The 22,363-nt window shown below is 41.4% G+C and carries 19 protein-coding genes and 1 tRNA gene; 14 read left to right on the top strand and 6 right to left on the bottom strand.

The annotated features are described in order from the left end of the window. The first annotated feature begins 56 nt into the window (after nt 1-56). From QTN47_RS10630 to QTN47_RS10650, 5 genes are all read left to right on the top strand, one after another. Nucleotides 57-5,843: a non-ribosomal peptide synthetase gene (locus QTN47_RS10630; RefSeq protein ID WP_369329346.1), complete on the top strand. Its 5,787-nt coding sequence runs from the start codon at nt 57-59 to the stop codon at nt 5,841-5,843. Nucleotides 5,844-5,904: 61 nt separating this feature from the next. Beyond that, nucleotides 5,905-6,633: a thioesterase II family protein gene (locus QTN47_RS10635; protein ID WP_369329347.1), complete on the top strand. Its 729-nt coding sequence runs from the start codon at nt 5,905-5,907 to the stop codon at nt 6,631-6,633. Then, nucleotides 6,623-8,254: an MBL fold metallo-hydrolase gene (locus QTN47_RS10640; RefSeq protein ID WP_369329348.1), complete on the top strand. Its 1,632-nt coding sequence runs from the start codon at nt 6,623-6,625 to the stop codon at nt 8,252-8,254. Before QTN47_RS10635 ends, QTN47_RS10640 begins: the two co-directional genes overlap by 11 nt. 91 nt (nt 8,255-8,345) lie before the next feature. Continuing rightward, on the top strand, nt 8,346-9,140 hold the full coding sequence (locus QTN47_RS10645; RefSeq protein ID WP_369329349.1) for a glutaminyl-peptide cyclotransferase: 795 nt from the start codon (nt 8,346-8,348) through the stop codon (nt 9,138-9,140). A 226-nt stretch (nt 9,141-9,366) separates the two neighbouring features. Then, nucleotides 9,367-10,014 carry a 4'-phosphopantetheinyl transferase family protein gene (locus QTN47_RS10650; RefSeq protein WP_369329350.1) on the top strand — a complete coding sequence of 216 codons (648 nt, stop codon included), beginning with the start codon at nt 9,367-9,369 and terminating at the stop codon, nt 10,012-10,014. 256 nt (nt 10,015-10,270) lie between these two features. On the opposite strand, the gene QTN47_RS10655 is transcribed toward QTN47_RS10650, so the two are convergent. Then, nucleotides 10,271-10,768 carry a DUF6496 domain-containing protein gene (locus tag QTN47_RS10655; protein ID WP_369329351.1) on the bottom strand — a complete coding sequence of 166 codons (498 nt, stop codon included), beginning with the start codon at nt 10,766-10,768 and terminating at the stop codon, nt 10,271-10,273. A gap of 167 nt (nt 10,769-10,935) precedes the next feature. Between QTN47_RS10655 and QTN47_RS10660 the strand changes: the two genes are divergently transcribed. The 3 genes from QTN47_RS10660 to QTN47_RS10670 all read left to right on the top strand — a co-directional run bounded on the left by QTN47_RS10660 (nt 10,936) and on the right by QTN47_RS10670 (nt 13,188). Then, a complete protein-coding gene (locus QTN47_RS10660; protein ID WP_369329352.1) occupies nt 10,936-11,481 on the top strand; it encodes a YSC84-related protein in 546 nt (181 codons plus the stop codon). Between the two features lie 801 nt (nt 11,482-12,282). Continuing rightward, nucleotides 12,283-12,729 carry a DoxX family protein gene (locus tag QTN47_RS10665; RefSeq protein ID WP_369329353.1) on the top strand — a complete coding sequence of 149 codons (447 nt, stop codon included), beginning with the start codon at nt 12,283-12,285 and terminating at the stop codon, nt 12,727-12,729. A gap of 27 nt (nt 12,730-12,756) precedes the next feature. After that, nucleotides 12,757-13,188, top strand: a complete 432-nt coding sequence (locus QTN47_RS10670) for a GNAT family N-acetyltransferase (protein WP_369329354.1) — start codon at nt 12,757-12,759, stop codon at nt 13,186-13,188. Here QTN47_RS10670 and QTN47_RS10675 read toward each other — a convergent pair. Genes QTN47_RS10675 through QTN47_RS10685 form a run of 3 tightly spaced genes read right to left on the bottom strand, consistent with a single transcriptional unit; the run spans nt 13,181 to nt 13,876 of the window. Next, nucleotides 13,181-13,402 carry a hypothetical protein gene (locus QTN47_RS10675; RefSeq protein WP_369329355.1) on the bottom strand — a complete coding sequence of 74 codons (222 nt, stop codon included), beginning with the start codon at nt 13,400-13,402 and terminating at the stop codon, nt 13,181-13,183. The two genes, QTN47_RS10670 and QTN47_RS10675, sit on opposite strands and share 8 nt — an antisense overlap. Nucleotides 13,403-13,412: 10 nt before the next feature. Next, a complete protein-coding gene (locus QTN47_RS10680; RefSeq protein ID WP_369329356.1) occupies nt 13,413-13,661 on the bottom strand; it encodes an NAD(P)H-dependent oxidoreductase in 249 nt (82 codons plus the stop codon). After that, a complete protein-coding gene (locus QTN47_RS10685) occupies nt 13,658-13,876 on the bottom strand; it encodes an NAD(P)H-dependent oxidoreductase (RefSeq protein ID WP_369329357.1) in 219 nt (72 codons plus the stop codon). Before QTN47_RS10685 ends, QTN47_RS10680 begins: the two co-directional genes overlap by 4 nt. A 150-nt stretch (nt 13,877-14,026) precedes the next feature. On the opposite strand from QTN47_RS10685, the gene QTN47_RS10690 reads away from it, so the two are divergent. The 5 genes from QTN47_RS10690 to QTN47_RS10710 all read left to right on the top strand — a co-directional run bounded on the left by QTN47_RS10690 (nt 14,027) and on the right by QTN47_RS10710 (nt 18,949). Continuing rightward, a complete protein-coding gene (locus QTN47_RS10690; protein WP_369329358.1) occupies nt 14,027-15,493 on the top strand; it encodes an aminotransferase-like domain-containing protein in 1,467 nt (488 codons plus the stop codon). A gap of 348 nt (nt 15,494-15,841) precedes the next feature. Continuing rightward, nucleotides 15,842-16,459, top strand: a complete 618-nt coding sequence (locus tag QTN47_RS10695) for a nitroreductase family protein (RefSeq protein WP_369329359.1) — start codon at nt 15,842-15,844, stop codon at nt 16,457-16,459. Between the two features lie 30 nt (nt 16,460-16,489). After that, on the top strand, nt 16,490-17,035 hold the full coding sequence (locus QTN47_RS10700) for a carboxymuconolactone decarboxylase family protein (RefSeq protein WP_369329360.1): 546 nt from the start codon (nt 16,490-16,492) through the stop codon (nt 17,033-17,035). Between the two features lie 65 nt (nt 17,036-17,100). Next, the gene (locus QTN47_RS10705) at nt 17,101-17,643 is read left to right on the top strand and encodes a carboxymuconolactone decarboxylase family protein (RefSeq protein WP_369329361.1); all 543 of its coding nucleotides are present in this window, start codon (nt 17,101-17,103) and stop codon (nt 17,641-17,643) included. Between the two features lie 388 nt (nt 17,644-18,031). After that, nucleotides 18,032-18,949 (top strand): NADP-dependent oxidoreductase, encoded by a 918-nt coding sequence (locus tag QTN47_RS10710; RefSeq protein WP_369329362.1) that lies wholly within the window; start codon nt 18,032-18,034, stop codon nt 18,947-18,949. A gap of 934 nt (nt 18,950-19,883) precedes the next feature. Here QTN47_RS10710 and QTN47_RS10715 read toward each other — a convergent pair. Further along, nucleotides 19,884-20,225: a hypothetical protein gene (locus QTN47_RS10715; protein ID WP_369329363.1), complete on the bottom strand. Its 342-nt coding sequence runs from the start codon at nt 20,223-20,225 to the stop codon at nt 19,884-19,886. Between QTN47_RS10715 and QTN47_RS10720 the strand changes: the two genes are divergently transcribed. Beyond that, a complete protein-coding gene (locus tag QTN47_RS10720; protein ID WP_369329364.1) occupies nt 20,218-21,198 on the top strand; it encodes a T9SS type A sorting domain-containing protein in 981 nt (326 codons plus the stop codon). The two genes, QTN47_RS10715 and QTN47_RS10720, sit on opposite strands and share 8 nt — an antisense overlap. Nucleotides 21,199-21,540: 342 nt before the next feature. Here QTN47_RS10720 and QTN47_RS10725 read toward each other — a convergent pair. Next, a tRNA-Pro gene (locus tag QTN47_RS10725) sits at nt 21,541-21,614 on the bottom strand. Nucleotides 21,615-22,363 lie beyond the last annotated feature (749 nt).

Consider the following 22,363-nt stretch of genomic DNA (forward strand, 5'->3'; position numbering starts at 1 on the left):
CGATTGTCATCGGCAGCACGGGCCGGATCCACATCCGCTTTTGCTATAATGCCACTTTGTTAGACCCGGAATATGCCAAACGGATCTCAGCTCATTTTCGGCAGGTGTTATTACAGATAGCAGGGAAGGAGGCAGATAAATTAAGTGATCTTGACTTGTTAAGTCCATCAGAGAAACACCAGTTGCTGTATGCGTTCAACAATACGGATGTAGCATATCCGGAAGACAAAACGATCATTGATCTGTTTGAAGCGCAGGTAGAAAAGACACCGGGTAATATAGCGCTAGTATATGAAGAAAAAGCATTAACATACCAGCAGCTCAATGAACGCTCCAATCAGTTAGCATGGTACCTGAGAAGCAGGGGTGTAAAAGAAGAGACACTGGTGCCGGTTTGTATAGAGCGTGGTTTAGCAATGATCACAGGCATACTGGGCATATTAAAAGCCGGAGGAGCCTATGTGCCCATTGATCCGGAATATCCGCAGGAGAGGATCAAGTATATGTTGCAGGATACTGCTGCCGAAATAATTGTCTGCAATGAAGAATGCCGGGAAAAGCTGCAATCTGCAACCACTGTTGATACCATAGCAATAGATCGGGAATGGTCATTGATCAGTCAATATCCGTTGCAAGATCCAATAACAGATCTTACCGCAAGTAATCTTGCCTACGTGATGTACACTTCCGGTTCAACCGGAAAACCTAAAGGCGTGATGATCGAACATGGAGCACTTTGTGCATTTATCCATTGGTGCCGCAGGGAATTTTCTTCAGACAATTTTAATATACTCTATGCTGTTACTTCCATCTGCTTTGATCTGTCTGTCTTTGAATTTTTTTATCCGCTAAGCATTGGTAAACCGCTCAGGATATTAGAAAGCGGATTACAGGTACCTGCATATCTGCCGGGCGACAGATCCGTTTTTATCAACACAGTGCCCTCTGTCATCAATGGGCTATTAGAAAGTACGTCAGATTTAAAGAATATCAGTATGCTCAATATGGCAGGAGAGCCTGTGGCTTTCCGGTTGCAACAACGCTTGCGAACAGTAAATGCAGAGATCAGGAATTTATACGGACCAACTGAAACCACAGTATATATTACAAGAGATTACTTAAGTAATGATCAACCTTTATGTTTGGGTAGACCGGTAGACAACAGTAAAATTTATATATTAAATAATGATCAAAGACCCGTACCCGTAGGAGTTGTGGGCGAAATATACATCGGAGGACCACAGGTTGCACGCGGTTATTTAAATAACATTGAGTTGACGGCAGAACGATTTACACCTGATGTATTTAGTAAGCAAGTTGGTGCCCGCATGTATAAGACCGGAGATTTAGGAAGATGGCTTCCCGATGGAAAAATAGCGTTTATAGGCAGGGGTGATGACCAGGTAAAAATAAGGGGTTACCGTATTGAATTAGGAGAGATAGAGCATGCAGTGCAACAAAGCGGTTTTGTTAAGCAATGCGTAGTAGTTGTAAAAAAAGACAATGATAACAACAACCAACTGGTCAGTTATATTGTACCGTCTGAATCATTTTGTAAAGACGGTCTGAATTCATATTTAGAACAGCGACTGCCTCGATATATGTTCCCATCTTTTTGGGTAGAGTTGGAACAATTTCCAATCAACAGAAATGGTAAAATTGACAGGAGTGCTTTACGTGAATTGAGTATTAATACAGTAAGTGGTAATGACTCCCATCAGCTGCCCCTTACAGATATGGAAAGAACGCTGGCGAATATATGGCGGGAAGTATTGCATGTTGACAAAGTAGGGAACAATGATAATTTTTTTGAGCTGGGAGGCCACTCATTACTCGCGATGCGTTTAGTTTCGATCCTGCAAAAAAAACTTCAGGTACGTGTTTTGCTCAAGGACCTGTTTGCCAACCCGCAGCTAAAGGAACTGGCCCTGTGCTTGCAATCAAAATGTAAGGCCATCATCCTGCCATGCATAAACTTATTTCCAAGACCTGATCACATACCACTATCATTCAATCAGAAACGTTTATGGATTATTGATAAGCTTCAGGGGAGTCATCAATATCATATACCTGTGGTATTGCGGCTTAAGGGCGATTTAAATATAAAAGTGTTGGAAATTGCGTTACAGCAACTGATCAACCGGCATGAAGTATTCAGAACTGTTATTAAGGAAGACACGGGAGAGGCCTGGCTGGAGATTCGCGATATGCTTGAATGGAAATTGCAGGTTGTTGATGATGCTTTATTAAAAGAGGATGCAGAGCGTCTGCAACAATACATTGCTAAATTAATATCCAGTCCCTTTGAGCTGGCAAGGGATTGCCTGTTAAGAGCGCAGCTGGTTGTTTTAAATGAGCCTGATGAATACATACTGGTGGTGGTAATGCATCATATTGCTTCAGACGGATGGTCCTTATCAGTGCTGTTTAAAGATTTAGCGGAAATCTATAACGCTTATTTGCAACAGCGGCAGCCGCGGCTTCCGTCGCTTCCTTTTCAATATGCCGACTATGCTTTATGGCAGCACCGATACCTGGAAGGAAAAGTGCTGGATGAGCAGCTGGAATATTGGAAAGCGAAACTTGAAGGTGTTTCATCGTTGGAACTGCCAGCCGATCATCCCCGGCCACCCATATATACAGCAAAAGGCAAATCAATTTATTTTAAATGGGATCAGTCATTCAGCAGGCAGCTGAAGGATTTTTGTCTCAATCAGGGTGTTACTTTATTAATGACCTTACTGGCTGCGTTCAAAGTGCTGTTGTACCGTTACACTGGCCAGGAAGATATATGTGTAGGCACCGTTATCGCAAGCAGAACGCAACCTGAACTTGAGAACCTCGTCGGCTTTTTTGTCAACACATTGCCATTGAGAAGTGAGGTGCGGGGAGATATGAGCTTTACTGAATTATTACAACAGGTAAAACAAACCACACTTGATGGCTACGAACATCAGGATATTCCTTTTGAAAAAGTAGTAGAAGCTGTAGTTAAAGACAGAGATCCAGGCCGGAATCCGCTCGTTCAGGTGTTGCTTGTTTTGCAGAACACCACCGCGGTACCGCACCTGCAATTAGGGGATATTGAATTGATGATGGATAACCACGAAAATACCACAGCGCAGTTTGATATTACGCTTGGTTTAACAGATACATCAGATCGGATATTGGGATCAGTGGATTATTATGCCGCGATCTATGAAGAGCAAACAATCAAATGGATGGTTATGCATTATGAACAGTTACTTAGGGCGATAGTGAAGGATCCCCACCGGATGATTACTGAGTTGCCGATGCATAGTGATGAGGAAAAGCATCAATTGCTGATGGATTTTAATAATACTTATACGGGCCACTCATATGATAAAAGCATTGTTGACTATTTTCAGGAACAGGTAGTTCAATCACCTGAAGACATTGCCATTAGCTATGGAGATAAGCAGCTTACCTACCGGCAACTCAATGAACGATCCAATCAGCTAGCTCATTATTTACTTGATAAAGGTGTGATTGCAGAAACGTTAATTCCGGTTTGCATGGATAGATCGATAGAGCTGATCATTGGTATCCTGGCAATTTTAAAAGCCGGAGCAGCTTATGTACCCATTGATCCCGGCTATCCCAAAGAATGGATCAGGCATATGCTTAATGATACATCAGCATCAATCGTTATAGTCAGCCGCGATACTCATATAAAACTGAGTGGTTTTGACGGCCTTGACTTTATTGAAGCTGATGATGCAAATGGTATAACAGGCCAGTATCCGGTAACCAATCCTCAAACAAATATTCAATCAGGCAGTTTAGCATACGTTATTTATACATCAGGAACAACCGGACATCCCAAGGGTGTTATGATTGAACACAGATCAGTTATTAGTTTGGTAAAAGGTATTGACTATGTCAGTTTTTCAGGCAAAGATGTGCTACTTTCTACAGCCTCACCGTCATTTGATGCTGCAACTTTTGAATATTGGGGAATGCTTCTTAATGGAGGAATGCTGGTGATGTGTAGCGAACATAACCTGCTTGATTCTGAATTTTTGAAAAAGGAAATAAAAACAAGACAGGTAAATATTATGTGGTTTACAGCAGGCTTGTTCAATAGACTTGTTCAACATGACACAGATCTTTTTGATGGCATTCAAACAATATTGGTGGGCGGCGAACAATTATCCAAACAACACATTGAAAAATTTATCGGACACCATCCTTCAGTAAAAATCATCAACGGATATGGACCTACAGAAAACACAACTTTTTCTTTGACTTATCACATTCAGGAGATTCCGGCAAACGGAACTATTCCGATCGGCCGGCCGGTTAGTAATCGAAAAGTCTACATATTAAATTCTTACCAAAGCCTGTGTGGCGTATTGATTCCCGGTGAAATATACGTGGCCGGATGCGGTCTGGCCAGAGGGTATTTAAATATGCCTGAAGCGACAAATGAAAAGTTCATTGTAAATCCTTTCGGGGAAGGAAAACTATATCGTACAGGGGATATTGGAAGGTGGTTACCTGATGGGAATGTGGAATTTATGGGTAGAACCGATGAACAGGTAAAGGTCAGGGGCTATCGGATAGAACCAGCAGAAATTGAGTATGTCGTAAATGAGAGTAAGCTCGTGAACCAGGTAGTTGTTGTATCGAAAGAGGGGACAAAGGGAGATAAGCGACTTGTCGGGTACGTGGTGCCCGGAGAAGCGTTTAATGAGGAAGCTTTGCTCTTATATTTAAGAAGCCGGTTACCGGAGTATATGGTTCCACTTATTTGGGTTAAGCAAAAACAATTGCCCCTTACAAAGAATGGCAAAATAGACAGGAACGCCTTGCCGGATACTGATGCGGGGCTCTTGCCAGCTAAATATAGTCCTGCAAAAACTGAAGTTGAAGAAAAATTGGTCGATGTTTGGAAAAGGCTCTTTCATATTGAAAATATTGGAATAGACGATAATTTTTTTGAACTGGGAGGGGATTCTTTAGAGACAATAACGCTGGTAAATGAAATGAGACAAATGGACTTCAATGTAGCCCCTAAAGATATTTTTGTATTTCAGACAATCAGGGGACTGTCAAAGTTCATTGAAGAACACACCTTAAAATCTGTCGACCGGGAAAAAGCGATTGTCCCGATTCAAAAAAATGGGAACAATCCGCCTTTTTTTGCTATTCCGGGTTTTTTGCTTTATCGCCAGCTCTCATGTCACTTAGGAGCGGATCAGCCGTTCTATAGTTTTGAACCTACTGATTTGTATGAAAAAAATATTTCAACAAAAGACATTGCCAAACAGTTTATTGATGAGATGAAAGATGTCCAGCAATCCGGACCATATTTTATGGGTGCATTTTGTGGACATGTAAACGTGTTATTTGAAATGGCGCACCAGCTTTTGGAACGAGGTGACAATGTGGGGTTAATTGTATTATTTGAGTCATACGGCCCCAACGCCATGCGAAACAAATATTCGACCGCGTATATTTATGAAAAGTTGAAATCCTATAATAAAACACTGTCCGGTAAATCTATTTCCGAAAAAATTAAATTCTTCCCGAAAGAATTTTACAAAGGATTGACAGCAATTCGTTCTGTTTTGTTCAAACAAAAAAAAGCGGAAAATGATCAATATAAGTTTTACCCGGGTAAAGTTGTATTGATTAAATCGAGCATTGTGAGTCCTTTATTTTCCGATGCACCGCAAATGGGTTGGTCAGGTTATTTCAACGAAGCACCCGTCATCACGATAAGTGGAAATCATATGGACATTATAAGAGGCTCAGGTGTTGAAGAGCTTGCTGAACGGCTCAATGATGTATTAGAAGATGCTAGAAAAAATATGTGAGTATTATTTTAAAAATATCCTTCGTATTAGTATGACTACTATTTATTAAACAAAGCATTCGATGAATAATTCCTTAAATATTTTTTTTCTACCTTATGCGGGAGCAAATAAATATTCCTACCGTGAATTTCAAAAGAGTGCACCTCCCTTCTTACGCATAATTCCATTGGAACATCCGGGGAGGGCAGCGAGAATCAACGAGCCGCTGCTATCTGAAATAAATATGCTGGTAGATGACCTGTACAACCAGGTTGTTGCACACCTTGATACCGATTATGCCATTTATGGTCATAGCATGGGCGGCCTGACAGGTTTTTTATTAACGCATAAGTTGATTCGGCATGGACATCGCAGGCCATTGCATTTATTCATAACGGGTACATGCGGACCATCGGCTGCAAGCAGACAAGAAAAAATCCGGTATGATCTTCCTCAGAACGAATTTGTACAAGCGATAAAAAATATTGGCAGACTGTCTTCTCAGGTTTTGGAGGATGCTTCTGCCCTGACTTATTTCGAGCCTATTTTAAGGGCTGATTTTAAAGCGTGCGAATGTTATGTGAATATGCAGCATGAACCATTGGATGTTCCCATAACTGTAATCACAGGAATGGAAGACGATATTACGAAAGAGGACATTCGCCTATGGCAATTGGAAACCAGGCATACAGTTGACTTCAGGACAATGCCTGGTGGCCATTTTTTTATCTTTGATCATGTTGCTGAGATAATTGTTCTGATTAGCAGAAAACTATTTGTTAACAACGCAAGCATTTATCATGAGCGATAAAATGATGTATTTAAAGCCAAACGTTGTTTTTGAACCGTTGGTTGACAATTGGTATGCATGGAGTCACTTAATATCTCCCGCGACTGCGGCGATGAATATTGTAGCCCGGCACCTTACAATAATTGATTCATATCTTTTAGCTCCGGCCATTCACGCCGAAGCCGTACGAACTCCCAAAATGCGTGGCGGCCCCTTTATGGACTTGAAGGGTGAAAGAGTTGATGATGTTAAAAAACTAAAAGCCCAAACGTTGGAAAAACAGCAGAAGCTCATTGCCTTTTATGAAGCAATTAAAGAACTGGAAAATCTTATACAGGCAGAAGCAAAGGGGTTTGGTTTGGAAGCACTTTATGAAAAAGTGCCGGCGTTGTTGAAGGGATATGTAGAGCTTTATTATGACCGCAACAACAACCCGGGATTCAGATTTTTTGAATCGTTGCTGTACAAAAGCGAATTCTACAACAAAAATTCACAAAGCATAGCCTTATGGCTTACAAACAATGATCACAGACCCTTTTGCCTAAGCACTCCGCGACTAAATGAATGCAATGTTCTTCCACTTAATATAAGTTTTGATCATGCCGGTATTGATGAGCTGGCAAAAATGAAAAGAACGCCGCAAAGCCTGCCATATATTAAATCACTGCTTGGACTAACTCAGTCGCAGGAACCTTTATTTGAGACTTTTTTCACAGAAGAGAAACCTCCGGTATATGATAAGTATAAAGGCAATAAAATACGCATGCGCTATTTTGGGCATGCCTGTATACTAGCGGAAACTAAGAATATAACCGTACTGGTCGACCCGCTAATCAGTTACTACGGATATTTTTCAGACGTTGAGCATTTTTCTGACGCTGACCTGCCTGACATAATTGATTATGTTTTAATAACCCATAATCACCAGGACCATATACTATTTGAGACTTTGTTGCCGCTCAGGCATAAAATAAAGAATATTATAGTACCCGCAACCTCAAGTGGAAAGCTGGAAGATCCCGATCTGAAACTGATGTTTAACAATATTGGTTTTCACCAGGTAAGATCGATACATGAGATGGAAGAAATACAATTTGGCGACGTAACCATTACAGGTTTGCCATTTACTGGTGAACACAGCGATTTGAATATTCTGACAAAATCATGTTATCTCGTACAGATTGGCGATTTTAAATTGATTTACATGGCCGATTCGCGGATCGTTGAACCAGCATTATATAAACATGTTCACGATCAGATCGGGGATGTTGATGTCGTGTTTATTGGAATGGAATGTGACGGAGCGCCCTTAAGTTGGTTGTATGGCCCATTGTTCATAAAAAAACTGCAAAGAGATATGGATGGTAGCAGGCGGCTCGCCGGTTCTGATTGTGCAAAAGCTGTTTCCCTGATAGAAATTTTTAATCCAAAAGAAGTTTATGTGTACGCGATGGGGCAGGAGCCATGGGTAGAATTTATAAGTAGCATAAAATATACGGATGAATCTAACCCCATCATACAGTCGGACAAGTTGATAAAAATCTGTACAGAAAAAAAGATTTTAGCGGAGAGATTATTTGGAGAGAAGGAACTTTTATATGACATGGATATTGTAAACAGACAACAAAGTTCGGTTGAGTAATTGCCAGGTTAGTGAGTGTTTCGGGTGCGAAAGTTGATCACAAATTTTTGCCGGTCAGGGAAGAAATACGCACCTTAAAAAAAACTTAGTCATGAAAGATAAATTGTTTTTAATCCTCGGAATTTTTCTTTTGTGTGGTTGCAGTAATTATTCGAAAAAAGAGAATTTGACAACGCCTCAAATGACATACAGCCTCACTAATATACATATGCATGATTCAACAGCGTTTACTGAAGGATTATTTTTTTTCAATAATAAAATTTATGAAAGTACGGGGTCTCCTGAAGATTTTTCTAACACCGGATCTGTTTTCGGCAGCATTGATCTTAAAAAAGGCGTGCTTAACAAAATAATTGAATTGGATAAAACAAAGTATTTTGGTGAAGGAAGTGTCGTTCTGAACGGCAAGGTATTTCTGTTAACATATACTTCGAAAATTGGTTTTGTATATGATTTTAGTACCCTGGAAAAAGTGGCCGAATTTAAACTTCCCGGTAAAGAAGGGTGGGGGTTGACAACAGATGGAATTCATCTGATAATGAGTGATGGTTCCAGCAGGTTATGGTTCATAGATCCGAATACTTTTGAGATAGTCAGGCAAATTGATGTTACTGATGGAAAAGGCCCCGTGCTAAATATTAATGAGCTTGAACTGGCTCATGGTGCAATTTATGCTAATGTTTTTTTGACTAATAAGGTCATTAAAATTGATAGTTCTAGCGGTAAAGTTATAGGTGAAATAGATTTGGATCCACTCGCGCAGGATGCAAAAATTGCCTATCCGGGATCGATGGAAATGAATGGTATTGCATACGACGAGCAGACGGACCGGTTTGTTGTTACCGGCAAGATGTGGCCATATTTGTATGAGATCAGGATAAAATGATCTGTACATATTATCATTATGATATGTTTGGATGCCTTATCCGGAGATGCGACAAACGTTTGTCATCAATTGCTTATCACCTCTACCAATTTCGCAGCGCAATTATTATTACGCTGAAATTGTTTATGATATGCCTTCTGCGAAAGGAATACAATTTTAAAATAGGTGCTAAAAGAAGGAAATTCAAAAAAAGAATGGGTATTCTAAAAGAATTTAATCACACTTCATGATCTCGATTTTGTATACAACTTTTGACTACCGGTTTAGTCACAACCATTTGTGCGGTCTGGTGGAAAAAATGCCGTTCAAAATCAAGGAAAAGATCACCAGATTTAAACGGTGGGAGGACGCGCATGCATGTTTGCTGGGAAATTACTTACTCCTTAACGCTCTTTATAAAGCCGGGTTAAGATATACTTTGGAAGATCTCAAATATGACGATAATTACAGGCCATTTTTATGTGAAAATTTTGATTTTAATATATCACATTCCGGTAATGCAGTTGTCTGTGCATCCACATGTTACGGTAGAATAGGAGTAGACATAGAGGTAAAGAAACATCTTGACATTTCTAATTTTAAAGACCAGTTTTCTTCGGCCGAATGGGAGGCTCTAATGAATGAAATACATCCCTGTACCCAATTTTATAACCACTGGACCAGGAAGGAGTCGGTTTTGAAAGCTGATGGCAGGGGGCTCTCATATTCACTCGCTGAGCTTGTTACAAAAGAAAATGATACTATCAATTTAGATGGTCGATCCTGGTATTGCCGCAACATCAAAATATTAGATGGTTACGCCTGCCATATTGCATATAATGTTCAACAAGACTATGTTGCAGAATTGGTTAATTTCAGTGAAAGTTATCTATAAGCAGATAGTTCACCTGTATGTTAATTCACAGCACAACATGATAACAATTTATTTACGCTTTGCGCAGTAACAACAAGTTAAATTGGAAAGCTCGTTATCGTTTTTGAAATGCCGATACCTCTTTCACCTCCTCAGGAGAACCCTCTTTCCTGAAATAAAAACACATGTGAGAACTGACTTGCAGGAATAATAGGCGGGGCCCTCCAGGCAGCCTGGAAGTTTCATGGTGTAATGGATTTGTTGCAGCAAATCATCATTAAGCGTAATGCTTTGCCCGTGTTTTTGCTGCTTTTTTTGCCGCAGCGGAGCGTTTGGCGGGACCTTTGGTCCTTGAAGCCTTACGGGCAGAAGCGGAACGCTCTGCAGCCGTACGTTCCATCGCCGCCGCATGTGCCTGTCTTGACAGCGCCGTATGCGAAGCTGATGAAGTCGGCTCTTTTTCTAATGCATGTTGCCTTGCTTGCGATCTTGTTTTGGAAACAGGTTCATGCCTTTGTCCCTTGGTATAAGCCTGCTCTGCGCTTTTGCGGGTTTTCTCCGATGTTTTTCCTTTTTCGGGCGGCTTAAGATCGACCCCGGCCCTGCGCGCCTCTGACAGACCAATGGCGATGGCCTGCTTTGCGGACCTTGCGCCATGCTTTCCGTGCTGTATTTTTTTTATCTCTTCATGTACGAACTCGCCTGCCTGCGTGCCCGGTGATTTGCCTTCACGCTTGTCACGCTGTGCTTTCTTTATTGTTTTGTTTTCCGGCATAACTCTTTTTTATAGAAGCCACAACAGACATGCCAGCAAAAGAAGTTGAACAGTTAATGGATTGCGACGGTCGCCGTTAATGGAGGCGAAAAAAACACGTACTCTGCTCTGTTAAGCCGGGTGGCATGCTAGTTGTCGTATTAAATCTGGAATCAAAAAATGCAGTTATGAAAAAGTATCTTTTGAACCTCTTCCTCGCTGCTGCAGGCGGCCTGTTGCTGCTGCCGGCGTATGTTAAAGGTCAGCATGATGACAAGATTATCCAGGACAGCAAAAATGCCCGTGAAGAATTTATTAAAACGGACCGGTTGATGCAAAGTCTTTTTGAAAACAGTTACGGATATGCCATTTTCCCCAATGTCGGAAAAGGGGCTGTTGGCGTTGGCGGGGCCGCAGGGAATGGTGTTGTTTATGAAAAAGGAAAACTCACTGGCATGGCCAAGATGATACAGGCTACCGCCGGCTTCCAGTTTGGCGGACAGGCCTACCGGGAAGTGATATTTTTTGAAAACAAGGCAGCGCTTGATCACTTCAAAGAAAATAAATTGGAATTTTCTGGCCAGGCATCGGCAATAGCAGCCAAAGAAGGGGCAGCGGCCAATGTTAAGTACAGAGAAGGGGTCCTTATATTCACGCAAGGGAAAGGAGGGCTTATGGTAGAGGCTGCCGTTGGCGGTCAGAAGTTTACCTACGAGCCACACAATGCGAAGTGATGTAAACGGCATGGAACCGTGCCAACTACCATGACTAAAATTTAGTTTCTTTATGGTGTTCATCAAATGGAACGAAAGGCTCTTACTAATTTTTAAGAGCCTTTATTGTTTATGACTTGCTTACAGATGCCCTATTACCCTTTTTTCGATTACTTTATTACATCAACCATGTCCTTCAATATCTTTTTTTCGTCAACATCTGCATAACCTTCTTTTGTAGTGCCAATCTTACTATACCCAAATAATTTATTTGTAGTTTCTATTGGAACGACATTTTTCAAATTGAATTCTTTTGTAAAAATCTTCTCGCATTACGTGTGTCCAGGTCCTGAGGACGACCTAAAATTCCTGCGATAATTTTCAAATTGCGATTAAGGTCCTGATTACTTATATAAAGAAAAATTGGGCATCTGGAAATGGCTGCAGAAGTCCAAGAATGTCTTCCCATGATTGGTTAAGCAACGTCAGGAACAGGAATGCCACATAATACAGTATTCTTGTGCCGGACATATCGGATTAAGAGGTGAAAATCATTGATATGAGTTTAACCTGAAAAACAGAATTTGGGCATAGCTACTACTTGGACAAAAATAGCACACTACCGCAACCGGAGAAGGAAGTAACACTGCGAGTAAACACAAGGTTGGAGTACTATCGATCTAAGACGACCAACCTTGGGGACGGCGGGGCATTTATTAGTATTACCAACTCTATAGTTCCTCTGGCCCCTTTAAAATGTAACAACTGGTCCCCGTAACTAAAATGCGAGGGAACTACCTTTGATTTTAATCCCGAAAAATCATGAAGAATGTTTCGAGAATAGGTCAGCTTTTATTACGATTAGCTATTGCGGTTAGCTTTTTAATGGCTGTAATGGACAGGTTCGGCTTATTGGGGCCACCTGGTTCCGGAACGGCATGGGGTGACTGGAAGCATTTTGTTGACTATACTCATACGCTTGTTCCTTTTATAAATAGGCCAATAGCCAATATAATGGGCATTGTTGCTACAATCGCGGAAATTGTATTCGGAATACTCCTCATCGTGGGCTACAGAGTTAAAGCAGTTGCATTGGGTGCCGCTGTCCTGACCCTTTGTTTCGGCCTTTGCATGGCAGTATTTGTGAGCATAAACGCTCCGATCAGTTACCCCGTTTTTGTTTTTACAGGAGCCGCATTAGTTCTTTCAGGTCTTGATCATCACGCGTGGAGTATAGATAGCTATATCAAAAGAAGTATCGATAACTAAACGACAATATAAAAATTAGAAATAATTATGGAATGTAAAAAAGCTACCACCAAAGCTGATGTTGAATTTTGTAAAGAAGCGATCCTGGAATTTCGACCAAACCTGAATCCGGAAACGGCAGTTGACCTGGTATTGGAATTAATTAATAGCAACGAGTTTGAATTGGTATTTATACCGAACGCGAGTAATACAAGAGCAGGTGCATTTATAACCTATCGGTTTTTAAATCTGCTTCGTACTGGACCTATGATTTACGTAGATGACTTGTTCTCGTTTCCTGAATGCAGAAATCAGGGTTACGCAGGTAAATTGTTAGACTATGTTACAGAACGTGCTACTAATAAGGGCATAAAAAGCATCCATCTTGATAGCGGGTACACGCTGCACACGGCACACAGATTATACTTGAATAAAGGTTATTATCTTGCCTGTAACCATTTTGCCAAAGCAATCAATTGATTTTGTTTGAAGCCATTTCTGTTATTTTATTATAAACCGTTTTGGTAGACTGCTTATATATTTCTTTGTCGAAGGCGCTGCCATTTAACGCAACCTCCTGAATATCGGTAAGGCCCATAATATTAAATACGGTTTTAAGGTAATCAGCTTGAAAATTCATATGGGTAAAATATTCACCTTTTTCATAACCTGCATTTCCTCTGCTAAAAAGCATGTAAATTTTTTTATCCTTTAATAAACCCCTGTAAGAGTTTTTGAGGATCATCCGGCCTCATTTTAACAGTTTCGTTAGCTCTTATTACCTGGTCTAAATAAGCATTCAACGCACTTGGGATTGACCAATTGAACATCGGCGTCCCTAAAACGATCACGTCGGCCGCTTTAATTTCAGCAATGAACTGATCGCTGATTTTCAGTTCATTAGCTTCGACTTCAGTCCTTAATTCGGCAGGTTTAGCCAACGCAGCAATCATAATTCGGATACGTGCGGTATAGCATCCCGACCTACTTCGCGGTGGCGGATTGTGTAGTCCGGATGAGCTTCAATCCACTTGGTAGCAAATAAACTAGTAAGCCGTCTAGTGACTGATCTTTCATCTCTCGGACTCGCATTGATGATTAGTAAATTTTTCATTCCGTATTTGTTAAATTCATATGAAACGATCTTAGCTTCCTTTAGGTCACGCATAAATCATCGTAGACTAAAATTTTGTTGAATATGATATCTTTGCACACAACAAACTTAAATATGGCTATTTAACACTTGGGGTACCAGTTTTTTGTATTCAGAGTGACCAGCACAATTATTCTCATAAGAAAAACCTTGTCTTGTTTATTTATGCTTCCCTTTAAAACGCTGTTAAAGATCGATAGAAGAAGCACCGAAGCCGTGTTCAAGCAAATCGCCTCACAGTTGGTACTTTTAATTCAAAAAGGTATACTATTACCAGGGGGCCAACTGCCCAGTGCACGCATACTCGCGGCAGAACTTGGCCTTCACCGAAAAACTATAATGGCTGCTTATAATGATCTAATTACAGAGGATTGGATTATCAGTAAAGAAAGAAAGGAATATAGGGTCTCAACCCTTTTGCCTATTATAAAACCCCGAACTTATGCAGACAAAGCTAGATCGAGTTATAAGGCTAAATCGATAATCTCTTTTGACAAGTTGGAGCATGTGCCATCATTAAAAACGATAAGCTCTGACTTTAAGGTTATTGTAAATGACGGTTTCCCGGACGTTAACATATTTCCTATAGAAAGGGTCTCAAGCGAATACCGAAGGCTCCTTACTCACCAGCATTTAAAAAATGCCTCATCAAATTTAAATATCGACGGCTGCTCGGTTTTTAAAGAAGCGCTATCATTATTTTTAAATGACACTCGTGGGCTTAATATTGAGCCCGAAAACGTAATGGTTACCAGGGGCGCTCAGATGGCTATTTATATAGCTGCGGCAATGATAATAAAACCCGGCGATAAGGTTTTAGTTACTACCCCCAGCTATTTTTTTGCAGATGCAATCTTCAGACAATTGGGTGCTGAGTTAATCACCATTCCAGTAGATGATGAGGGAGCAGATGTTGATGCTTTAGAGGATGTATTGATAAAAAATCAAATAAAACTGCTGTATATTATTCCGCACCACCACCATCCAACAACTGTTACACTTAGCTCACCACGCCGAGCAAAGTTGTTGGAGATCATAGCGACCCACCAGTTAGCCGTTATTGAAGATGATTACGATTACGATTTTCAATATCAATATAGCCCATATTTACCCCTTGCCAGCGGAGCACATAAAGGCAATGTAATATATATAGGTTCGTTGACTAAAGTATTAGGTCCTAATTTCAGGCTTGGATATATAATATCAACTCCCGATTTTTTGAGTAGTGCCATTAAATTAAAAACATTAATTGATTTAAGGGGTGATGTTTTAATGGAGGAAATAATTGCGTCGCTTATGGAAAGTGGTGAGTTCTCAAGGTTTATTATGAAAGCAAACAAACTCTATCGACATAGGTGCGATTATGCTGCAAACCTCATAGCCAATGAATTAGGCCATCTTGTTGATTTTAAGAAACCACAAGGAGGAATGGCTCTTTGGCTGAAGTTTAATGAAAAATATCAGCTCGCCAATATAATTAATAGATCCGCCGCTTGGGGATTGCAATTTTCCGGGCGAGCTTATTTTAAAGGGAAAGATTTACCCTATGATGCTGTTCGGTTTGGATTTGCGGCGGTCAATGAACAGGAAATAGATTTTGCTGTTGATGTACTTAGAAAAATCACATCCTGAACTGTGAGGTTACGTTCGTAAATATGTACAACACTTCTTATCTTTTGTTTCCAATCTCCGCAAGCATATCCATCGTAGGTTCCCCACTCTTTTTTATGACTAAGTTTGAGGCTTCGGTCCAAACGAAGCGGCTGACCTGATTCAAGATCGCATGACAGACCAACTGACAATTCCGAATCTAACTATTGGTAGAAAGGGTGATACTTCTGCTCATTTCTAAATGAAATGTCAATAACGTTATAAATCCTAACTGGTCCCCGATACATTTTAAATCTGGTCCGCTAAGCTCGTCAACTGGTGGCATAATTTTACTTGAAATAAATTATTATCCACTTTATTATTAAAATTATGACCAACGCTGTCATTGACACAATTCTTAGCCGTAGCGCCGCAAAGTACTATGACCCTACCGCTACACTGACCGACGAACAAATCCGCGAACTGGTGAAAATTGGTACCTCCGCGCCAACTTCTTTTCACCTACAAAACTGGCGTTTTATCGCTGTTCGCACGGCTGATGCTAAAGCCCGTCTTCGACCGATCGCCTGGAATCAGCCCGCGATTACAGACGCAGCTGTTACCTTCATTATCGTTGGCCAATTGGTTGACACCAGCGTGATACCAAGTCGCCTTGAGCCGTTGGTGAAAGCGGGCGTCATGCCGGAAAGCATGGTGCCAGAATGGGAAATTCCTGCGCGTGATTTATATATGGCTTACCCCCAACGCCGCCGCGATGAAGCGATACGCACCGCTACATTCGGTGCCGCTGCGATAATCTATGCGGCCCGCTCACTCGGCTATGGTTCTACACCAATGATAGGATTTGACTTTGATGCGGTAGCCAACGAGTTTGGACTGGTCGAGGACGAGGTACCAGCAATGTTATTGTCTGTAGGCCCAGAACGCCCAGGTAACTGGAAGCAAAAGCCGCGCCGTCCGATTGATGAAGTTCTTGATTTAGTATAATTTTTTAAAAGCAAACTTAACGACTCTACAATGCCTAGAATTGAAGCACTTAAACCGGAATATGTACCGGCTGATTCAAAACCGACTCTTGATGTGTTCACCAAGAACATCGGATTCACTCCAAATATGATGGCGACTTTCGCGACCAGCCCAATCGCGTTCAACGCATGGGCTGCCTTCTTCGGGATCATGACCAAGGCGCTGGATGTAAAGACACGAGATAGCATCGGCCTCGCTGTTTCTGAAGTTAATGGCTGTAACTACTGCCTGACGGTCCATAGTTATACTGCCAAGCATATGGCCAAACTTCCGGACGACGAAATTATTCTCGCCCGAAAGGGTAACGCAACCGACCCTAAGCGTGGTGCAGCAGTTCAATTTGCACGTAAAGTGATTGAAACCCGTGGTAAGATTAGCGATGCCGATTTCGCTGCGGTACGGGATGCAGGCTACTCAGATGCAAATATTATCGAGATAGTTGGCCTTGTTGCGATGTATTCGCTGACGAATTTTATCAACAACATGGCTGATCCTGAAACGGACTTTCCGCCAGTTACACCTGCGGGTTCTATCTAATCTTATGGTGGCGATTCATTTGCCACTAATCTAAATTATTGATTTAGTAACTTAACAACACTACAATGCCAAGAACAGATGCTTTAACGCCGGAGAATGTGCCGCCCGATTCGAAACCAACGCTCGACACCTTCACCAGGAACCTGGGATTTACACCAAATATGATGGCGACCTTCGCAAAGAGCCCCATCGCATTCAACGCATGGGCAACCCTCCGCGGCACTTTGAACAAGGCGCTCGATTTGAAGACGCGCGAAATTATAGGCCTGGCCGTTTACGAGGTTAACGGCTGCGACTACTGTTTGGCCGTTCATAGCTATGCGGCGAGTATGGCCAGGTTGCCGGCAGATGAAATTATGCTTGCTCGCAAGGGGCATGCAACTGACCCAAAGCGAGATGCCGCTGCGCAGTTTGCATATAAAATTATTAAGTCACGCGGTCAGGTTAGTGAGGCCGATCTGAAAGCTGTTCGCGATGCTGGCTACTCAGATGCGAATCTCATAGAAATCGTCGCACTTGTCGCTATGTTTTCGTTGGCGAATTTTTTTAACAACGTGTTTAACCCTGAGAATGATTATCCGGCAGTTACGGCGGCCGGCCCCATCTGATCTAAGTAGTTCATCTCTGTCAAATGATTGAATATCTTTCGTCTCATATTCTAGTTATCGCGTTTACGTTTTTTGTAGCCGGGTTCGTCAAGGGCGTGTCCGGGATGGGGCTGCCGACCGTCGCTATGGGTGTTCTCAGTGCGTTCATACCGCCAGCAGGCGCAGCTTCATTGCTGGTTATTCCATCTTTTGTCATCAATTTTTGGCAATTGTTCAGGGGCCCGAAGACCGAAAAACAAGACTACCAGCGTCTTACTATTGGGCGTGTTTTTTTAAACTTTCCAGTGACAACTATAATTCTAAAAAAAACAAAAATGAAAACAGTAATATTTAGCAACACCACTTCACCTAACAGGTGTTTGCTTATTAACAAAAAAGGAGGTGTATTATGAAAGCAATTGTTGTAACAGATCAGAATGCAGGATTAGCCGGAATGAAATTGGTTGAGCTGCCCGAGCCTGTGGCGGCTATAAATGATGTTGTTGTCCAGGTTTATGCGGCAAGCATTACTGGGGATGAGCTGTCGTGGCCGTCGACTTGGACCGATCGCGCTGGTCGTGACAGAACACCATCAATTCCCGGCCATGAGTTGGCAGGAGTAGTAACAGCCATTGGTTATGGCACTACAGGCCTGTCGGTGGGACAGCGTGTGTTCGGTCTTCAGGACTGGTATCGAAATGGTTCATTGGCAGAATTCGTGGCCATCGAAGCTCGAAATCTAGCGCCATTACCAGACGACATTGACTTCAATGCAGGTAATGCGCTTGTGATGCCAGGGTTAACGGCTTGGCAGGCCCTCTTTGATCAAGGCCAACTCCAGGTGGGGCAGAGAATTCTCGTTCATGGGGCTGCCGGGATTGTCGGCTCAATGGCCGTTCAGCTCGCACGTGAAGCCGGCGCATACGTTATTGGTACCGGGCGTGCCGCGCACCGCGAAACTGCATTTGCCTTTGGTGTAAACGAGTTTGTTGATCTAGATTGCGATGCATTAGAAAATATAGACAAAGTCGATTTAGCGCTTGACATACTTGGTGGCGATATCGCGAAGCGATCTCTGAATGTGATTCGCACGGGAGGAAGATTTGTGTCCGTTACCGGCTGGAATGAGGAACAAGTTGACGGAGTTCAAAACACAGACTTTGTTGTCGAAGCTGATCGGTCTCAATTAATTGAGATTGCGAAAAGGTTCCGTGAGGGACGATTGAAAACAAATATCGGTAGCATCGTTACTCTTGAAGATGCGATCGCTACGTATAACTCTGCCGATCGAGTTAAGGGCAAAACTATTGTTCGTGTTCGCCCATAAACTCATTCTCAATTAGTATTTACTGCGTTAACATAATTTCCATGACGAAGGAGACGGTTTTTTGTCTTGACGTGCTTCGTGTGAGTTTGATATAAAACAGAAATTGGGGTTGTAGCTTGATTTAAAATCAAACATTCTCGATAGACTTAGCTTTACCGCTTGTAAGGCTAATTCTTCATTTAGTTTGAAAGTATAATAAATCGATAAAAATGAAGCAAGTCAAGAAAAAACGTTGATGTAGTTCAACTTTTTCTCCGGGTTCTCTTATTTCTGATTCTTGAGAGGAGCACTTAAACAGCTTTCAACTAATATGCAGTGGAGGAATTGCAATTTGTCATGCACTACCATATGCTATAGTCGCGATTTTGCAAGGAGCTGGACATACAGTCGTTTAATTTACTTGTCCTTTATTTCTATGATGTACATGCGATATTTAGAACTCGAGGAATGTTCGTCAGTTAATAGCTAAGGAAATCATTGAAACACTTATAAACATCAAAGGATTATGTAGTAGGAAGTCGGCATGCTTTAAAAGTGTCATTTTTTTATCTTTAGATAATGAAAAGTCTGATAATATTCTCGATTCTATTTGCTTTACCATTTCTATTGATAGCACAGAAAGACACTGTACAAACTGGTGAGCGTTTCGGATATCCGGTTAACAAAAAAGGCCAATTTCTAATTCGGCATACCGATACTGCGAAGGATGTAAGGAACGCGGACATTATAGCACGAGCCAAGTATGTATCGGCAGATCATAAAGGCCCACAACCCTATGTTGCTGGTAGTGTGGTGTTCTCTTGTTCGTGTCTCATGCAGCAAGAAATAATTTATTTCAGCGATATATATCGTTGCGGCTTTGGAAAAAAGGACGAATAGCAAGAATCAAATAAGTTAGTTGCGACTTGTAAAACTGTGATCGCGTTAAACATGTTTACATAATATTTGATGGCGGGAAAAAAGACACAGCTTCCTGTATTGACTCAAAGAAATTGATTTTTTCTGATCTTAAATAGGCTTTTGCCGCTTCCATGGCTTCACCGCCAAGTAATACAGGCAAAAGTTTTGTTTTAAAAGGCCGGTCTTTTAAAATTGTACAGATCTTTTCAGGATGTGTCATAAACTGCGGTGTAATAACAACATAAATGGCATCCGCACCAAATTCATCCGCAACAGTTATCGTTGCTAGGTAACATTGGTAGGAGGCGTCGCCGATAATGTCTACAGGATTATTACCTGTGTGTGAAAATGCAGCTTTCCGCAGGCCAATGGGCACAGCTGTTGATGAGGCCGGGAACGTATATGTTGCAGATGTTGATAACAACTGCATTAGAAAAATAACACCTGACTGGGCGGTTACAACGCTTGCGGGAGGTTCCAAGGGCTTTCTGGATGAAGTAGGGGATGCCGCGAAATTCAACCAGCCTAACGGGGTTGCTGTTGACAGATATGGTAATGTTTATGTTGCAGACGCGGGTAATAATCGCATCCGCAAAATATCTCCAGCCGGAGTAGTTACTACTGTTGCCGGAAGCACCGCAGGCTTTGCAGACACCACGGGCGTGTTGGCAAAGTTTAATCAGCCGAAAGGAATTGCGGTAGATGCTGCTGGAGTTATTTACGTATCGGACGCTGTTAATAATCGCATTCGAAAAATAAGCATACCTGTGCTTAAACCGTTCACAACAACGCAAGGAAGGCCTTCATCTACACAGTCGGTTACAGTAAGCGGTTTGTTCTTGAGGGCTAATGCCACTTTGTCTTCACCTCCGGCCTTCGAAATTTCACTATCACCAAATACTGGCTATAAGTCTGTATTAACAATATCACCTATAGGACGGGAAATAACTTCATCATTGATTTATATCCGCGTTAAAGCATCCGCCCTTGCAGGAACATACAATGGCAATGTTACAATTAGCAGTTCTGGTTCAGCAACGCAAAAAATGCCGGTAAAAGGAACAGTGATGGCCTCGGATGCAGACAATCTAATAGGACATAACAAACTCAATATATTTCCAAATCCTTCAAAGGGTGCCTTTACGATTCAGCTAAAGGATGTTGAAGAAACTGAACTGAAGTTGAAAATTTACGATGAAAACGGTAAGATTGTTATGTATAAAAATGTGAAGCAGGTAGGTAAGATACAAGGCATACCTGTTCAACTTGCAAACCCGTCAAGTGGCGTGTATTTTATTCAGATCACAGGTACGAGAAATGTATTTGCGTCTAAGGTAATAGTTGAATAAAGCAATAGCAAGTGTGCTGCTGCTTTATAGGAATTTGATTGAAAAGTAAATGAATTTCGCTTTATCGGCTCTTCCGAATCATTAAATTGCTGTTTCTTGTTGTCCAGCATATCGAGAAAATCATGAAATCAAATCATTCTAAAATATATCAAAAATATTGTAACGATTTGATATCAAAATAGTTGCAAGGTTTTCATGAGACAATTTAGCGCTGAAAAAAGTCTCATGGATTTTCTCATGACTTTTTTGAACTTTTTTGACATTGTTTGGTACATAAACAGAATAAAAAAGCCCGTAAACCAATCATTTACGAGCTTTTGAATCATTTTGAATTGTTATTTGTCGGGATGACTGGATTCGAACCAGCGGCCTCTTCGTCCCGAACGAAGCGCGCTACCGGGCTGCGCTACATCCCGAAAAAGTGGAACAAAAATAAAATTTCATCCTTCACAACCAAAAGAATTTTATTACTGCAAAGCAGTTTCTTCCAACGATTTATCAACACGAATAACAGTGTGTTGTTAAGTACGCCAGATAAAGCTGCGCAACAAATATTGTTATGAAAATAACAAATTGCTGCGCAGCAAATTTATCACTCCACATGTGCTGGAGCAGCTATAATTTTCGCAGGGCTACTCATCATATCTCTGATATATTTCGTAGATCATGCGCCGACTAACGGGAGTGGGATCGGGTACAATTTTGCGACGGCGTAATCAAATAGTGTTGGAATGATGATCATGTTATTGGTAAGCCACTCGCTGTGCTGCATACCAACGGCGGTCAAATAGTGTTGGAATATACATTCTGTCCCGAAGTTAAGGGTATTCAGTCTGGCATTATAGGTACGATGCTGGCCTCAGGTTTTCGCCATTGTCGTCAGATTAGAGTTATTGATTTTCAATGCAAACCAACTGTAAATTGAAAAAAAATATTGAGATAGCTAAGGGGCAGGAAATTTAGCAAGCTGGGAAATGGGAAAGTGCAAGTTGATGATTATGTTGTTAGTACACGAGCCGTACATTGTATTGTAAAAAGCCGATCTGCAGTGCCTGACCCAAATCAACAAGCAAGTAAATGAATCGAAAAACAATAATTATAGTAGCTGTGATACTTCTTACAATAATTGTATCCTTCTTTTTGATAGATCGGTATGTTGGAAATT

Source organism: Danxiaibacter flavus (assembly GCF_041060425.1).
Classification (GTDB): domain Bacteria; phylum Bacteroidota; class Bacteroidia; order Chitinophagales; family Chitinophagaceae; genus Danxiaibacter; species Danxiaibacter flavus.

What these genes read in the sequence shown, in the direction of transcription:
- QTN47_RS10670 (WP_369329354.1), top strand. Translation starts at nt 12,757, where the DNA reads ATGGAATGTAAAAAAGCTACCACCAAAGCTGATGTTGAATTTTGTAAA.
- QTN47_RS10655 (WP_369329351.1), bottom strand. Translation starts at nt 10,768, where the DNA reads ATGCCGGAAAACAAAACAATAAAGAAAGCACAGCGTGACAAGCGTGAA.
- QTN47_RS10710 (WP_369329362.1), top strand. Translation starts at nt 18,032, where the DNA reads ATGAAAGCAATTGTTGTAACAGATCAGAATGCAGGATTAGCCGGAATG.
- QTN47_RS10650 (WP_369329350.1), top strand. Translation starts at nt 9,367, where the DNA reads ATGATCTCGATTTTGTATACAACTTTTGACTACCGGTTTAGTCACAAC.
- QTN47_RS10675 (WP_369329355.1), bottom strand. Translation starts at nt 13,402, where the DNA reads ATGCTTTTTAGCAGAGGAAATGCAGGTTATGAAAAAGGTGAATATTTT.
- QTN47_RS10685 (WP_369329357.1), bottom strand. Translation starts at nt 13,876, where the DNA reads ATGCGTGACCTAAAGGAAGCTAAGATCGTTTCATATGAATTTAACAAA.
- QTN47_RS10705 (WP_369329361.1), top strand. Translation starts at nt 17,101, where the DNA reads ATGCCAAGAACAGATGCTTTAACGCCGGAGAATGTGCCGCCCGATTCG.
- QTN47_RS10695 (WP_369329359.1), top strand. Translation starts at nt 15,842, where the DNA reads ATGACCAACGCTGTCATTGACACAATTCTTAGCCGTAGCGCCGCAAAG.
- QTN47_RS10640 (WP_369329348.1), top strand. Translation starts at nt 6,623, where the DNA reads ATGAGCGATAAAATGATGTATTTAAAGCCAAACGTTGTTTTTGAACCG.
- QTN47_RS10680 (WP_369329356.1), bottom strand. Translation starts at nt 13,661, where the DNA reads ATGATTGCTGCGTTGGCTAAACCTGCCGAATTAAGGACTGAAGTCGAA.
- QTN47_RS10635 (WP_369329347.1), top strand. Translation starts at nt 5,905, where the DNA reads ATGAATAATTCCTTAAATATTTTTTTTCTACCTTATGCGGGAGCAAAT.
- QTN47_RS10665 (WP_369329353.1), top strand. Translation starts at nt 12,283, where the DNA reads ATGAAGAATGTTTCGAGAATAGGTCAGCTTTTATTACGATTAGCTATT.
- QTN47_RS10645 (WP_369329349.1), top strand. Translation starts at nt 8,346, where the DNA reads ATGAAAGATAAATTGTTTTTAATCCTCGGAATTTTTCTTTTGTGTGGT.
- QTN47_RS10690 (WP_369329358.1), top strand. Translation starts at nt 14,027, where the DNA reads ATGCTTCCCTTTAAAACGCTGTTAAAGATCGATAGAAGAAGCACCGAA.
- QTN47_RS10720 (WP_369329364.1), top strand. Translation starts at nt 20,218, where the DNA reads ATGGGCACAGCTGTTGATGAGGCCGGGAACGTATATGTTGCAGATGTT.
- QTN47_RS10700 (WP_369329360.1), top strand. Translation starts at nt 16,490, where the DNA reads ATGCCTAGAATTGAAGCACTTAAACCGGAATATGTACCGGCTGATTCA.
- QTN47_RS10660 (WP_369329352.1), top strand. Translation starts at nt 10,936, where the DNA reads ATGAAAAAGTATCTTTTGAACCTCTTCCTCGCTGCTGCAGGCGGCCTG.